Here is a 14739-nt window from a genome sequence, read left to right as displayed (position 1 = left end):
GGCCTGGGCCGCGGCGGGGCTGGTTGCGGCGGCGATCGCGTCGCCGGACGCGCGCAGCAGCGCATCCGGCGAGCCGAACGCGTCGAGCAGGGCCTGCAGCACGGCGGGTGCGAGGCCGGGCGCATGGGCGAGCTGCAGCCACGCGCGCAGCGCGGAGGCGGTCAGCACTTGCGGCGACATGAGGCGCTCCTCGAATGCGGCGGCCAGCGGACCGCGTGGCGCCATGATAAAATTTTCATCATCCGAAATACTCGACAGGGCCGCGCGCGCAGGCGCCCGGCCAATTGCAGGAGGCATGATCCGCGGCATTGATTCGCCGCGCGTCCGCCTCATCTTCATTGCATCCCGGCGGCACCGCCAGCTGGCCGGATGGCCGATGCGGCATGCCGCTCCACCGAATACCGAACGCCATGGCTTTACTCAATATTCTTCATTACCCCGACAAGCGGCTGCACAAGGTCGCAAAGCCCGTCGACAAGGTCGACGACCGGATCCGCAAGCTCGTCGCCGACATGGCCGAAACCATGTACGCGGCGCCCGGCATCGGCCTGGCGGCCACGCAGGTCGACGTGCACGAGCGCGTGATCGTGATCGACGTCTCCGAGGAGAAGAACGAGCTGCGTGCGTTCATCAACCCCGAGATCGTGTGGTCGAGCGACGAGAAGCAGATCTACGAAGAGGGTTGCCTGTCGGTGCCCGGCATCTACGACGAAGTCGAGCGTCCCGATCATGTGCGCGTGCGTGCGCTCAACGAGCAGGGCGAGACCTTCGAGCTCGACTGCGAGGGCCTGCTGGCCGTGTGCGTCCAGCACGAGATGGATCACCTGATGGGGCGCGTGTTCGTCGAATACCTGTCGCCGCTCAAGCAGACGCGCATCAAGACGAAGATGAAGAAACTCGAACGCGCGATGTGACGCGCGTTCGCCCTGCCCGACCCCGAAAGCTGTCATGACCCATACGTTGCGCGTGATTTTTGCCGGCACGCCGGAATTTGCCGCGGCTGCCCTGGCCGCGATCCACGAGGCCGGTTTTCCGGTGCCGCTCGTGCTGACCCAGCCCGATCGCCCTGCCGGGCGCGGGATGAAGCTGCAGGCGAGCGCGGTGAAGCGCTACGCCGTCGAGCACGGGATGCCCGTCGCGCAGCCGCCGTCGCTGCGGCGCACGGGCAAGTACCCGGCGGAGGCGGCCGACGCGATCGAGCTGCTGCGCTCGACTCCGCATGACGTGATGGTGGTCGCCGCATACGGCCTGCTGCTGCCGCAGGAGGTGCTCGACATTCCGCGTGGCGGCTGCATCAACATTCATGCATCGCTGCTGCCGCGCTGGCGCGGCGCCGCGCCGATCCACCGCGCGATCGAGGCCGGCGACGCCGAGACGGGCGTCACGCTGATGCAGATGGACATCGGCCTCGACACCGGCGCGATGATCGAGGAGGCGCGCATCGCGATCGCGCCGGACGAGACGACCGCGACCCTGCACGACCGGCTCGCTGCCGAAGGTGCGCGACTGATCGTCGACGCGCTCGTGCAGCTCGAGCGCGACGGTGTGCTGTCGGCCACGCCGCAACCGGCCGACGGCGTGACTTACGCGGAAAAGATCGGCAAGCACGAAGCGGCGCTCGACTGGCGCAAGCCGGCCGACGTGCTCGCGCGCCAGGTGCGTGCGTTCGATCCGTTCCCGGGCGGCGTCGCGACGCTCGATGGCGCGGCGATCAAGCTGTGGGCGGCCGAGCCCGTGGCGGCGCGCGGCGACGCGCTGCCCGGCACGATCGTCGAAGCCGCGCCGGAAGGCGTGGTCGTCGCGTGCGGCAGCGGTGCGCTGCGCATCACGCAGTTGCAGAAGCCGGGCGGCAAGCGGCTGCCCGCCCGCGAGTTCCTGGCCGGTTCGCCGCTCGCCGCGGGCCAGCGTTTTGCGCCGACCGACGTTGCCTGAGGCGGCCTGACCGCCATTCGACACGGCCTGCCGGGCATGCGCAATCGGCCGGACGGCCGAGTCGCACGGTACGGCAGGCGCGCGTAGAATTTCCCTGCGCTCTCCGGTTTCGAGGTTTTCATGTTCGGCATCACCCATTTCGGCTTCTTCGTGCTGGCAGTCTTCCTGCTGAACGTCACGCCCGGCCCCGACACGGCCTATATCGTCGGCCGCAGTGTCGCGCAGGGCCGCGGCGCGGGGCTGATGTCGGCGTTGGGCATTTCGGCCGGCTGCTGCGTGCACGCGCTCGCCTGCGCATTCGGCCTGACCGCGCTGCTCGCGGCATCGGCTGCCGCGTTCACGGTGATCAAGCTGGTGGGTGCCGCCTACCTGATCTACCTCGGCGTGCGGATGATCATCGCGAAGCAGGCGGCCGAGCCGTCGGGCAAGGCGGCCGCGCAAGCCGCGAAGCCGCTGCGCCAGCTGTTCATGCAGGGTTTCTGGACCAACGTGCTGAACCCGAAGGTGGTGCTGTTCTTCGTGTCGTTCTTCCCGCAATTCGTGTCGGCCGACAGCCCGCACAAGGCATTGGCGTTCCTGACCCTCGGCGGCGTGTTCGTCGCGATGAGCACGGTGTGGACCAGCTTCGTCGCCTGGGTCGCGGGCAGTGTCACGGCGCGCTTTTCCGGCAAGCCGGGTGTCAGGAAGTGGCTCGACCGCACGGTCGGCAGCGCTTTCGTCGGCCTCGGCCTTCGTCTTGCGGCATCGCAACGCTGAGATTGAATTTTTCCGGCAAGACCTTATCTAACAAATCGCTTACAATTTTCCGCCGTGCCTTGTGACGTGCGGCGGGTCCCCTGACGGATAAGGAGTGGGTATGTTCAATTGGGTCAAAACGGCGATGCTGATGGCCGCGATCACGGCCCTGTTCATCGTGATCGGCGGGATGATCGGCGGCTCGCGCGGCATGACGATCGCGCTGCTGTTCGCGCTCGGCATGAATTTCTTCTCGTACTGGTTCTCCGACAAGATGGTGCTGCGCATGTACAACGCGCAGCAAGTCGACGAGAACACGGCGCCGCAGTTCTACCGGATGGTGCGTGAGCTGGCCACGCGCGCGAACCTGCCGATGCCGCGCGTCTACCTGATCAACGAGGATGCACCGAACGCGTTCGCGACGGGCCGCAACCCCGAGCACGCGGCGGTCGCCGCGACGACGGGCATCCTGCGCGTACTGTCGGAGCGCGAGATGCGCGGCGTGATGGCGCACGAGCTTGCACACGTGAAGCATCGCGACATCCTGATCTCGACGATCACCGCGACGATGGCGGGCGCGATCTCGGCGCTCGCGAACTTCGCGATGTTCTTCGGCGGGCGCGACGAGAACGGCCGGCCGGCCAATCCGATCGCGGGTATCGCGGTCGCGCTGCTCGCGCCGATCGCCGGCGCGCTGATCCAGATGGCGATCTCGCGGGCACGCGAGTTCGAGGCCGACCGCGGCGGCGCGCAGATTTCCGGCGATCCGCAGTCGCTCGCGACCGCGCTCGACAAGATCCATCGTTATGCGGCAGGCATTCCGTTCCAGGCGGCGGAAGCGCATCCGGCCACGGCGCAGATGATGATCATGAATCCGTTGCATGGTGGCGGATTGCAGAACCTGTTCTCGACGCACCCGGCCACCGAGGAGCGCATCGCGCGCCTGATGGAGATGGCGCGTACCGGCCGCTTCGATTGAGCCACGGCAACCCCGTGCGGCAGTTGCCGCTCGGGGGCCGCTACGCCACCCCGCACGCTTCGCGCTGCGGGGTTTTCATTTGTGCGTGCCGTAAAGGGGCCAAAGGGGCGGCAACGTCGCACGCTACAATGCCCGGTTTGGGATCGCGGGGCCACGCGAGTGCCGCGATCCCGCCGTTTGCCGTATTGGCTTGCCGCGCTTGTTTGCCGAATTTGCTCCGATGACACGAACCCGTTCTACCGCTCCGTCTTCTTCCGGCCGCCCGGCGCGCCTGTCCGCGCTGCATCTCGCGCCCGATTCGCTCGGCTTCGCGCTCGACGCGGCCGCGCAGGCGGTCGATGCGGTACGACGCGGCACCGCGCTGCCGGCGGCACTCTCGGCGGTTTTCGCGCAGATGGCGTCCGGTACGCAGGCCCTTGCGCGCGGTGCGACACAGGACGTCGCCTACCGGACGATGCGCCGTCTCGGCAGTGCGGACTGGCTGATCGGCCGGCTCGTCAGCAAGGCGCCGCCCGCGCACGTGCATGCAGTCCTTGCCGGCGCGCTCGCGCTGTTGCTCGATCCGGCGGACGAGGCCGCGTATCCGCCGTTCACGGTGGTCGACCAGGCCGTGACCGTGATCGGCGCCCGCCGCGAATGCGCGTTCGCGAAGGGGATGGTCAATGCGGTGTTGCGCCGGTTCCTGCGCGAGCGCGACGCGCTCGTCGCGGCGCTGCAGGACGATGTCGTCGCGCGCTGGAATTACCGCGCGTGGTGGGTCGATTCGGTGAAGCGCGCGTGGCCCGACGCATGGCAGGCGATCCTCGCGGCCGGCGAGCGCCAGGGGCCGCTCACGCTGCGCGTGAATGCGCGCCGCGCGAGCGTCGACGCGTATCTCGATACGCTGCGGGCGAGCGGAATCGAAGCGACCGCGATCGGCAAGCATGCCGTGCGGCTCGCGTCGGCGCTGCCGGTCGATCGCATTCCGGGGTTTGCCGACGGCGTCGTGTCGGTGCAGGATGCCGGTGCGCAGCTCGCAGCCGAATGGCTTGGCGCGCGTGACGGCATGCGCGTGCTCGACGCATGCGCGGCACCCGGCGGCAAGACCGGTCATATCCTCGAACTCGCCGATGCGGAAGTCGTTGCGCTGGAAAGCGACGCCGCGCGCGCGGCGCGGATCGGCGAGAACCTCGTGCGGCTGTCGCTCGCGGCGGACGTGCGCGTCGGCGATGCGGGTGCGCCCGACGCGTGGTACGACGGGCGCCCGTTCGATCGTATCCTGGCCGACGTGCCGTGCTCGGCGTCCGGTATCGTGCGTCGTCACCCGGACATCCGCTGGCTGCGCCGCGAGGCCGACATCCCGGCGCTCGTCGCGGAACAGCGTCGCATCCTGTCGGCGTTGTGGCCGCTCGTGAAGCCGGGCGGCGAACTGCTTTACGTGACCTGTTCGGTCTTCCCCGAAGAAGGCGAATTGCAGGCCCGCTGGTTTGAAGCGGCCTGTGAAGATGCGGTACGATTGGACGCCCCCGGCCAACTGCTGCCGGGCGGAGTGCAGGGAGGGGCGGCCGCCGGCGCACTCGACCAGAACACCGATCACGACGGATTTTTCTACGCGCGGTTTCAGAAACGGTGACGATCAAACACCTTTTTCCACTTCGGCTCGCGGCCGTCCTGATGGTCGCGTTGACGCTGTGCCTGGCTGTCGTGCGGCCGGCGCATGCCGAGTCGATCGCCGTGCAGCGCGCGTCGCTCCAGGCCGACGGAAGCGGCTGGAGCCTCGACGCCCGCTTCGATTTCGAACTGAACCCGAGCCTCGAGGATGCCGTCAACAAAGGCATTCCGGTGTATTTCACGACGGATTTCGAGTTGAGCCGCGCGCGCTGGTACTGGCTTGACGAACAGCCGGTATCGGTGTCGCAGACGATCCGCCTGTCGTTCCAGCCGCTCACGCGCGAGTACCGCGTGTCGACGGGCGGCCTGCAGCTCGGTTTCCCGTCGCTGAAGGATGCGCTCGCGGTCGTCAGGCACATCACGTCGTGGCACGTGATCGACCGCAGCCAGGTGCGCTCGGGCGAAACCTACACGGCATCGGTGCGGATGCAGCTCGATACGGCGCTGATGCCGAAGCCGTTCCAGGTCGATGCGGTGAACAACCGCGACTGGACGCTCGGGTCGGACTGGAAGCGCTTCAACTTCACGGTGACCGAACGTGCTAAATAAAGTGCGCCGCGCGGCCAGCGGGAAGAGCCTCCTCGTTCGCGTGATCGTCTCGACCGTCGCGCTCACCGCGCTGCTGCTGCTCGTGCTGCTCGCGGCCGCGAGCGCGAACACCGAATTCTTCGATCGCTACTACTCGTGGCTGTACGCGACGAACATCGTCGTCGCGCTCGTGTTCCTGCTCGTGGTGCTCGGGCTGATCGGGATGATCGTCGTGCGCCTGAGGAAGGGCAAGTTCGGCACGCGGCTGCTCGCGAAGCTTGCGGTGTTCTTCGCGCTCGTCGGCGTGGTGCCGGGCGGGATCATCTACATCGTGTCGTACCAGTTCGTGTCGCGCAGCATCGAGTCGTGGTTCGACGTGAACGTCGAGACGGCGCTGACGGCCGGCCTGAATCTCGGCCGCGGGATGCTCGATGCGTCGCTGTCCGATCTGCAGACGAAGGCGCGGCTGATGTCCGACCAGCTCGCGAGCGCCGACGCGAACACGAACGGTACGACGCTCACGCTGCTGCGGCTGCGCGACCAGTTCGGCGTGCAGGACGCGACGATCGTCGAGCCGAGCCGCGGCGGCTCGGGCGCGGCGCCCGACCTGCACATCGTCGCGCAGGCGTCGGGCAATTTCGCCGCGCTGATTCCGGACGACCTGCCGACGCCGCTGATGCTGAGCCAGGCGCGCGAACACGGCGCGTACGCGGCCATCGAAGGCGAAGTCGATGGCGATCCGCGTGCGCACGGCGCGAAGGGCGCGCTGCGGCTGCGCGTCGTGCGGCCGATTCCCGATGCGACGACATCGCTGCTGCAGCCGGCGGAGCGTTTCCTGCAACTCACGCAGCCGGTGCCCCCAACGCTCGCGCACAACGCGGATGCCGTGCAGCGCGCGTATCGCGAGTACCAGGAAAAGGCGCTTGGCCGCACGGGGCTGCGCAAGATGTACATCGGCACGCTGACGCTCGCGCTGTTCCTCGCGACCTTCATCGCGATGATGCTCGCGCTTGCGCTCGGCCAGCAGCTCGCGCGGCCGCTGTTCCTGCTCGCACAGGGCACCAAGGAGATCACGGAAGGCGACTACACGCCGAAGCGCGAGATCAAGACGCGCGACGAGCTCGGCTTCCTCACGCAGTCGTTCAACGCCATGACGCGCCAGTTGTCCGAGGCGCGGCTCGCGGTCGAGAAGAACCGCATCGCGCTCGAGCATTCGAAGACGTATCTCGAGAGCATCCTCGCGAACCTGACGGCCGGCGTGTTCGTGCTCGACCGCCAGTTCCGGCTGACGACGGCCAATCGCGGCGCCGAGCGGATCTTCCGGCAGCCGTTCAACGCGCTGATCGGCACGACGCTCGACCGGATCGGTGTGGCCGCCGGGTTCGGCGCGATGGTGCGCAAGGCGTTCGCCGATCGCGAGGCGGCATCCGACGGCGGCAGCGGCGATCGCGGCCACTGGCAGCAGCAGTTCGCGATCGAGATGCCGGGCGAAACCGAACCGCTGACGCTGCTCGTGCGCGGCGCGCGCCTCGTGTCGACGGTCGAGGGGCAGGCCGACGATCCGCAGACGTCCGGCTACGTCGTCGTGTTCGACGACATCTCCGACGTGATTTCCGCGCAGCGTTCGGTCGCGTGGGGCGAGGTCGCGCGGCGGCTCGCGCACGAGATCAAGAATCCGCTGACGCCGATCCAGCTGTCGGCGGAGCGGTTGCAGATGAAGCTGTCCGACAAGCTCTCGCCGTCCGACGCGGATGTGCTCAAGCGCGGCGCGACGATGATCGTCAACCAGGTGGCCGCGATGAAGCGGATGGTCGACGATTTCCGCGAATACGCGCGCACGCCGCCGGCGGTGCTCGCGAACCTGCAGTTGAACGAACTGGCGAGCGAGGTGCTCGGGCTGTACGGGGTGGGCGAAGGCAAGAGCGCGATCGTCGCCGAGCTCGCGCCGTCGCTGCCGGTGATTCGCGGCGACGCGACGCAATTGCGCCAGGTGATTCACAACCTGCTGCAGAATGCGCAGGATTCGGTCGCGGAGTCGGCGCATCCGCGTGTGTTGATCGAAACCAAGACAGTAGAATATGGCGATCCCGACGCCGAGGGCAAAACACGCGTCGCGGTACGTCTTACCGTGTCCGACAACGGGCCCGGTTTTCCGGCGCGCATCCTGACCCGTGCGTTCGAGCCTTATGTGACGACGAAGGCGAAGGGCACGGGGCTGGGGTTGGCCACGGTCAAGAAAATCGTCGATGAGCACGGTGCGCGGATCGATCTGCGCAATCGCATGCACGGCGAGACCGTCGAGGGTGCGCAGGTGTCGATTCTGTTCCTGCAGATGGCGAGCGATGCGCCAGGCGCCGAATCGGGCGTGCAGGACGGGACGGCTCCCGCCAAGACAAAAGCAAGTGAGCAGACAAAGGCAGCGTAAATGGCAACCATCCTGGTGGTAGATGATGAAATGGGCATCCGGGAATTGCTCTCGGAGATCCTCAGCGATGAAGGACATGTCGTCGAGGCAGCGGAGAACGCGCAGGCCGCGCGGGAATACCGGTTGAATCAGGCGCCCGATCTCGTGCTGCTCGATATCTGGATGCCCGATACCGACGGCGTGACGTTGCTCAAGGAGTGGGCGGCGCAAGGGCTGCTGACGATGCCCGTGATCATGATGTCCGGGCACGCGACGATCGATACGGCCGTCGAGGCAACGAAGATCGGCGCGCTCGATTTCCTCGAGAAGCCCATCGCGCTGCAGAAGCTGCTGAAGTCCGTCGAGCACGGCCTCGCACGCGGTGCGGCGCCGGTGTCCGCGAACGCGGCGGCGAAGGCCGGTGCGGGGCAGGCGGCGGGCCCAGCGGCGGTCGCATCCGCGGCCGCGCTGCCGACGCTCGGCGACGACATGGCTTCGGCACTCGGCCTCGCGGGCCAGACGGCCGCGATCCCGTTCGACATCCCGTTGCGTGAAGCGCGCGATGCGTTCGAGCGCGCGTACTTCGAATATCACCTCGCGCGCGAAAACGGCAGCATGACGCGCGTCGCGGAGAAGACGGGCCTCGAGCGCACGCACCTGTATCGCAAGCTCAAGCAGCTCGGTGTCGAGCTCGGCAAGAAACCGTCCGAAGGCGCCGTATAAAATATTTTGCGAAAACACTTGCTCAGGTACGAATAGCTCGATATACTTTCATTCTTCGTTGGCCCGGTAGCTCAGTTGGTAGAGCAGCGGATTGAAAATCCGCGTGTCGATGGTTCGATTCCGTCCCAGGCCACCAGAATTAAAACCCCAAGAATCGGAAGGTTCTTGGGGTTTTTCGTTTGTGGTGGGGTTGGCGTGATGGGGCCCGCGTGCCCGGCAGTATTCGTGAGGGCATGATAAAATCCGTGTCCGCTCAATAACTTAGCGCATCGCTTCATGCGCACGGCAGGCTGCCAGCGTGGCGCCGCCGTGGCGCGCGGCAACGATGCCGCGCGATGGGCGGTATAAGCGCTCCGCCGCGTTCGCGGCCGATTGCGCTGCCTATACTGGTCGAGCCGGCCCAGGCCGGCACGCGTCGGGCCGCCCGGCGGCAGCCGGCCCCGGGGCGCAGCGCGACGCGAGCCTACACATTCACGGAGTATCACGGTGATTCGGACAGACGCTAAAGACGGCGCGCTCGTGTTGTTTTCCGGCGGGCAGGATTCCGCCACGTGCGTGGCATGGGCCCTCGAACGCTACCAGACGGTCGAGACGCTCGGCTTCGATTACGGCCAGCGCCACCGCGTCGAGCTCGAATGTCGCGAAGGCGTGCGCGAAGCACTGAAGCGCGATTTTCCCGCATGGTCGGACCGGCTCGGCGACGATCACATGATCGACCTGTCGGTGCTCGGCGCGATCAGCGATACCGCGATGACGCGCACGATCGAGATCGAGACGGCGGCGAACGGCTTGCCGAACACGTTCGTGCCGGGCCGCAACCTGATGTTCATGACGATCGCCGCGGCGATCGCCTATCGCCGCGGGTTGCGTGTGCTGGTCGGCGGAATGTGCGAGACCGATTTCTCGGGCTACCCCGATTGCCGCGACGACACGATGAAGGCGCTGCAGGTCGCGCTGAACCTCGGGATGGACACGCGCATCGTGCTCGAGACGCCGCTGATGTGGCTCGACAAGGCGCAGACGTGGCAGCTCGCCGAGCAGCTCGGCGGCGAAGCGCTCGTCGAACTGATCCGCGTCGAGACGCACACGTGCTACGTGGGCGAGCGCGCGGAATTGCACGAATGGGGCTTCGGCTGCGGCGAATGCCCCGCCTGCAAGCTGCGCAAGCGCGGCTACGAGGCTTACCTGAAGGGCGAGCGGGTGACCGAAGCGCCGCTGTGACGCGGGTGCGCCGGCAGCGCTGGATGAATAACGGATTCTGATCGACAACGAGCGGCGCGAGCCGGACGAAGCACGATGACTTACGCGGTCAAGGAAATTTTCTACACGTTGCAAGGCGAGGGCGCGAACGCGGGCCGGCCGGCCGTGTTCTGCCGGTTCGCCGGCTGCAATCTGTGGTCGGGCCGCGAAGAGGATCGTGCGGAGGCCGTGTGCCGCTTCTGCGATACCGACTTCGTCGGCACCGACGGCGAGAACGGCGGCAAGTTCAAGGACGCCGAAGCACTCGTCGCGACGATCGCCGGCCTGTGGCCGGAGGGCGAGGCGCACCGCTTCGTCGTCTGCACGGGCGGCGAGCCGATGCTGCAACTCGACCAGCCGCTCGTCGACGCGTTGCACGCGGCCGGCTTCGAGATCGCGATCGAGACCAACGGTTCGCTGCCGGTGCTCGAATCGATCGACTGGATCTGCGTGAGCCCGAAGGCCGACGCGCCGCTCGTCGTCACGAAGGGCAACGAACTGAAGGTCGTGATCCCGCAGGACAACCAGCGGCTGGCCGACTACGCGAAGCTCGACTTCGAGTATTTCCTCGTCCAGCCGATGGACGGCCCGTCGCGCGACCTCAATACGAAGCTCGCGATCGACTGGTGCAAGCGTCATCCGCAGTGGCGGCTGTCGATGCAGACCCACAAATATCTGAACATTCCCTGAGCCACGGCTTTTGACATCGTGCTGATTACCCGAAAACTCGAATTCGACGCGGGCCACCGCATTCCCGATCACCGCAGCCAGTGCCGGAACCTGCATGGTCATCGTTACGTGCTCGAAGTCACGCTGCGCGGCGATCTCGTCGATACCGAGGGGGCGCCCGACCGCGGCATGGTGATGGATTTCGCCGACGTGAAGGCGCTCGCGATGGAGCACCTGGTCGGCAAGTGGGACCACGCGTTCCTGGTCTACGCCCGCGACGAGGTCGTGCGCTCGTTCCTCGAGCAGATGGCCGACCACAAGACGGTCGTGATCGACCGGATCCCGACCGTCGAGAATCTCGCGGCGATCGCGTTCGACATCCTCGCGAACGTGTACGACGCGCACTACGGCGTGAACCTGCGGCTCGAGCGCGTGCGCCTGTACGAAACGCCGAACTGCTGGGCCGACGTCGAACGCCAGCCCGGCCGCTGATCCCGCCTTCCCGGCAGCCCCGCCAGCCGGCGCGGGCTGCCTGACGCCGCACCCCGCGGCTTCGTCCCGCTCCCCGTCCGTTCCCACATTCCGCGTAACGCCGCGCTATGATCGGTGCGTGGCGCCGGAAAACGCGGCCGTGCGCGATCGCGCGGCCGGCGCTGTCAGATCGGCCGTCCACGGCCGACCAACGATCCAGGGCCCGGTCCAGGCGCCGCCGTGCTTCGCTGCCCGGCGTGTCGCGCTCCGCTTTGCCCGTTGCTTGTCCCGTTCGATTGCCGTTCCGTCCAGGAGGCCGTATCGATGAGCACGCTCACCAATTCCCTCAAACAACGCCTGCACGATGGCGACGACCCGTTGTACGGCCTGTGGCTGTCGCTCGGCAGCGACTCGGCCGCGGAAGCGCTCGCGCATGCCGGCTACGACTGGCTCTGCATCGACATGGAGCACGCGCCGAACGACAGCCGCGATGTTGCATCGCAGTTGCGCGCGATCGCGGCCGCCCATCTGCCGAGCGAACCCGTCGTGCGCGTGCCGGCGCGCGAGCCGTGGCTCGTGAAGCGGGCGCTCGATGCCGGCGCGCGCACGCTGATGTTTCCATGCATCGAGACGGTCGACGACGCCGCGCACGCGGTGCGGCTGACGCGCTATCCGTCGCCCGAGTCGCCGGACGGGCTGCGCGGTGTCGCGGGCATGGTGCGCGCGGCGGCGTTCGGGATGCGCCGCGATTACGTGCAGACGGCGAACGCGCAGGTCGCCGTGATCGTGCAGATCGAATCGGCGCGCGGCGTCGACGAAGTCGAGCGGATTGCGGCGCTGCCCGGCGTCGACTGCCTGTTCGTCGGCCCGGCCGATCTCGCGGCGAGCCTCGGGCATCTCGGCGACATCCGCCACCCGGACGTCGAAACCGCGATGGCGCGCGTGCTCGCGGCCGGCCGGCAGGCCGGCGTCGCGGTCGGCATCTTCGCGGGCGATACGGCGGCCGCGCGCCAGTATCGCGAGGCCGGCTACCGGATGATCACGCTGTCGGCCGACGTCAGCTGGCTGTTGCGCGCCACGCGGCAGGCGCTGCAGGAGGTACGGTCATGAACGATGGCGACGGCGCGCGCCGTGGGCGCGTGCAGGGTGGGGCCGGGGCGCGCAGGCGGATCGGCGCGATGCTCGGCCGGTGGTGCGTGTGTGGCGTCTATGGCGTGTATGGCGTATGTATGGCAGCCGGCACACCGGGCGCGCCGCAAGCGAAGTCCGATCCATCGCGCGAGACGCAATCGGCGGTCGCCGACTACAACGCCGGCGACTATCGCGCGGCGCTGGTGCAGTTCCACGACGCGGCCGAGCGCGGCGACCGTCTCGCGCAATTCAACTACGCGATGATGCTGCTGACGGGCGAAGGCGTGACGGCGAACGTCGACGAAGGGCTGCGCTGGCTGAAGCGCGCGGCCGACGCGAACATGTCGCATGCGCAGTACGTGTACGGGCGGATGCTCGACGATGGCGAGTTCGTCGCGCGCAATCCGGCCGAAGCGCATCGCTGGTTCCTGCGGGCGGCGAAGCAGGGGCACGTACAGGCCGCGCTGTCGCTCGCGAACCAGTTCCTCGACGGGCGCGGCACGCCGCGCGACAACCGGCAGGCGTTCACGTGGTACAAGCAGGCCGCCGACGCGGGCGAGCCGACCGCGCAGTACGTGACCGCGTCGTTCTACGAGCGCGGTGGCGACGGCGTCGCGCAGAACCTGAACATCGCGCGGGCCTATTACGCGGCGGCGGCCGCGCAGGGCGACGAGACGGCCGGGCTGAAATTCAAGGAGCTGAGTGCGCGGCTGAAGGTGCAAGGGTCGGCGTCGGGTGCCGGCGCGGAGCCGGGCGGCCCGCGCGCGCCGGCGCCGTGAACGGAGGTCGCGCCGCACCGCGCTGCGCGGCCGCGTTCGGCAAGGACGGTCGAAAAAAACGGCGCCGGGGCGCCGTTTTTCTTTCCGCGATGCGTGCTACGCGGTCAGCTCTTCATCAACCGCCGCTGCCGCCCGACGCTCATGATCATCCCGATCGCGATGCCGAGCGTCGTGAGCGCCGTGCCGCCATAACTCATGAACGGCAGCGGCACGCCGACGACCGGCAGCACGCCGCTCACCATCCCGATGTTGACGAACGCATAGACGAAGAACGCGAGCGTGAGCGAACCCGCGAGCAGGCGGCCGAACAGCGTCGCGCCCTGCGCGGCGATATAGAGCCCGCGTGCGATCAGCGCCATGTAAAGCGTCAGCAGCACGAGTCCGCCGACGAGCCCCCATTCCTCGGAGAACACCGCGAAGATGAAGTCGGTGTGCTTCTCCGGAATGAACTCGAGGTGCGCCTGCGTGCCTTTCAGGTAGCCCTTGCCGAGCACGCCGCCCGAGCCGATCGCGATCACGGCCTGGATCGTGTGGAAGCCCTTGCCGAGCGGGTCGGAAGTCGGGTCGAGCAGCGTGCACACGCGGTGCTTCTGGTAGTCGTGCATCAGCGGCCACTGCACTTCGGGCTGGCAGATGCGCTCCTCGAACACGGCGATCGAGCCGACCGCGATCACGCCCGCGACGAGCACCGGCACGATCAGCTTGAACGACAGGCCGGCGAGGTAGATCACGAAGAAGCCGGCCGCGAACACGAGCAGGCCTGTGCCGAGGTCGGGCTGCTTGGCGATCAGCCCGACCGGCACCATCAGGATCCCGAACGCGGCGATGAAGTCGTACCAGCGCAGCCCGCCTTCGCGGCGCTGGTAGTACCACGCGAGCATCAGCGGTGTCGCGATCTTGAGGATCTCCGACGGCTGGATCACGACGCCGACGTTCAGCCAGCGCTTCGCGCCTTTCTTGGTCATCCCGAACAGCGCGACCGCGACCAGTAGCGCGACCCCGAACGTGTAGAGCGGGACCGCGAAGCGCATCAGCGTCGTGGGCGGGATGTTGGCGATTACCCACATCAGCACGAACGTCAGCAGGATGTTGCGCAACTGGTCCTCGACGCGGCCCGGCATGTCGATCGCCGCGCTGTACAGCGTGACGATGCCGACGCACAGCAGCAGGAACACGATGAGGGCGAGCGGGCGGTCGAAGCCCGCGAACATCTGCTTGATCTTGTCGAGCCAGGCGCGCTTGTCGAATTGCATGCCTTTCTCCGTTAATGAGCGGTGCCGGCGTCCGCCGCCTTCGCGGGGGCCGTCGCACGGTGGTTGTCGTCGCGCGGCGTGGCGACGAGCGGCTGCGCGTCACTGGCGGGCCGGCGCGGCCGGTGCGGGCGCCGGATCGGCGGCAGGCTCGCGGCCCGCGGTGCATCGGCACCGGCGCTCGCCGGCGAGGCGGCGCTTGCACCGGCGGCCGACGCTTCGGAGGCCGCGGCGGCCGATGCCGCTTCC

General features: G+C 67.8%; 14 protein-coding genes, 1 tRNA gene and 2 pseudogenes. 14 read left to right on the top strand and 3 right to left on the bottom strand.

What is annotated here, in order from left to right:
- Positions 1-339, bottom strand: a pseudogene (locus L810_RS40880) (DNA-processing protein DprA); the annotation flags it as partial.
- Positions 340-410: 71 nt separating this feature from the next.
- On the opposite strand from L810_RS40880, the gene def reads away from it, so the two are divergent.
- From def to L810_RS40810, 14 genes are all read left to right on the top strand, one after another.
- Positions 411-914: a peptide deformylase gene (def, locus tag L810_RS40875; protein WP_011353573.1), complete on the top strand. Its 504-nt coding sequence runs from the start codon at positions 411-413 to the stop codon at positions 912-914.
- A 34-nt stretch (positions 915-948) separates the two neighbouring features.
- Complete coding sequence (gene fmt, locus L810_RS40870) at positions 949-1932, top strand: methionyl-tRNA formyltransferase (protein WP_021163984.1); 984 nt, start codon at positions 949-951, stop codon at positions 1930-1932.
- Positions 1933-2052: 120 nt separating this feature from the next.
- Positions 2053-2688 (top strand): LysE family translocator, encoded by a 636-nt coding sequence (locus L810_RS40865; RefSeq protein ID WP_021163983.1) that lies wholly within the window; start codon positions 2053-2055, stop codon positions 2686-2688.
- Positions 2689-2788: 100 nt separating this feature from the next.
- Positions 2789-3646: a zinc metalloprotease HtpX gene (htpX, locus tag L810_RS40860; protein WP_021163982.1), complete on the top strand. Its 858-nt coding sequence runs from the start codon at positions 2789-2791 to the stop codon at positions 3644-3646.
- Between the two features lie 220 nt (positions 3647-3866).
- Positions 3867-5258 carry a 16S rRNA (cytosine(967)-C(5))-methyltransferase RsmB gene (gene rsmB, locus L810_RS40855; RefSeq protein ID WP_021163981.1) on the top strand — a complete coding sequence of 464 codons (1392 nt, stop codon included), beginning with the start codon at positions 3867-3869 and terminating at the stop codon, positions 5256-5258.
- Positions 5255-5845, top strand: a complete 591-nt coding sequence (locus L810_RS40850) for a DUF4390 domain-containing protein (protein ID WP_021163980.1) — start codon at positions 5255-5257, stop codon at positions 5843-5845. Before rsmB ends, L810_RS40850 begins: the two co-directional genes overlap by 4 nt.
- Positions 5835-8249: a sensor histidine kinase EsaS gene (esaS, locus tag L810_RS40845; RefSeq protein WP_042978240.1), complete on the top strand. Its 2415-nt coding sequence runs from the start codon at positions 5835-5837 to the stop codon at positions 8247-8249. The genes L810_RS40850 and esaS overlap by 11 nt, the downstream gene beginning before the upstream one ends.
- Positions 8250-8951: a response regulator transcription factor EsaR gene (esaR, locus tag L810_RS40840; RefSeq protein ID WP_021163978.1), complete on the top strand. Its 702-nt coding sequence runs from the start codon at positions 8250-8252 to the stop codon at positions 8949-8951.
- 60 nt (positions 8952-9011) lie between these two features.
- Positions 9012-9087: transfer RNA gene (locus L810_RS40835), tRNA-Phe, on the top strand.
- A 350-nt stretch (positions 9088-9437) separates the two neighbouring features.
- Complete coding sequence (gene queC / locus L810_RS40830) at positions 9438-10172, top strand: 7-cyano-7-deazaguanine synthase QueC (RefSeq protein ID WP_021163977.1); 735 nt, start codon at positions 9438-9440, stop codon at positions 10170-10172.
- A gap of 75 nt (positions 10173-10247) precedes the next feature.
- Positions 10248-10880, top strand: a complete 633-nt coding sequence (gene queE / locus L810_RS40825; RefSeq protein ID WP_021163976.1) for a 7-carboxy-7-deazaguanine synthase — start codon at positions 10248-10250, stop codon at positions 10878-10880.
- Between the two features lie 18 nt (positions 10881-10898).
- Positions 10899-11351, top strand: coding sequence for a 6-carboxytetrahydropterin synthase QueD (gene queD / locus L810_RS40820; RefSeq protein ID WP_021163975.1), 453 nt, complete (start codon positions 10899-10901; stop codon positions 11349-11351).
- 303 nt (positions 11352-11654) lie between these two features.
- The gene (locus L810_RS40815) at positions 11655-12440 is read left to right on the top strand and encodes an HpcH/HpaI aldolase family protein (protein ID WP_021163974.1); all 786 of its coding nucleotides are present in this window, start codon (positions 11655-11657) and stop codon (positions 12438-12440) included.
- Entirely contained in the window at positions 12437-13240 is an 804-nt protein-coding gene (locus L810_RS40810) for a tetratricopeptide repeat protein (RefSeq protein WP_021163973.1), read from the top strand. Before L810_RS40815 ends, L810_RS40810 begins: the two co-directional genes overlap by 4 nt.
- A gap of 104 nt (positions 13241-13344) precedes the next feature.
- On the opposite strand, the gene rodA is transcribed toward L810_RS40810, so the two are convergent.
- The gene (rodA, locus tag L810_RS40805; RefSeq protein WP_021163972.1) at positions 13345-14493 is read right to left on the bottom strand and encodes a rod shape-determining protein RodA; all 1149 of its coding nucleotides are present in this window, start codon (positions 14491-14493) and stop codon (positions 13345-13347) included.
- Between the two features lie 11 nt (positions 14494-14504).
- Positions 14505-14739, bottom strand: a pseudogene (locus tag L810_RS48210) (penicillin-binding protein 2); the annotation flags it as partial.

The organism is Burkholderia sp. AU4i (assembly GCF_000466765.1).
Classification (GTDB): Bacteria; Pseudomonadota; Gammaproteobacteria; order Burkholderiales; family Burkholderiaceae; genus Burkholderia; species Burkholderia cepacia.
Note: the sequence above shows the minus strand (reverse complement) of the source record. Positions and strands in the feature narration are given on the sequence as shown.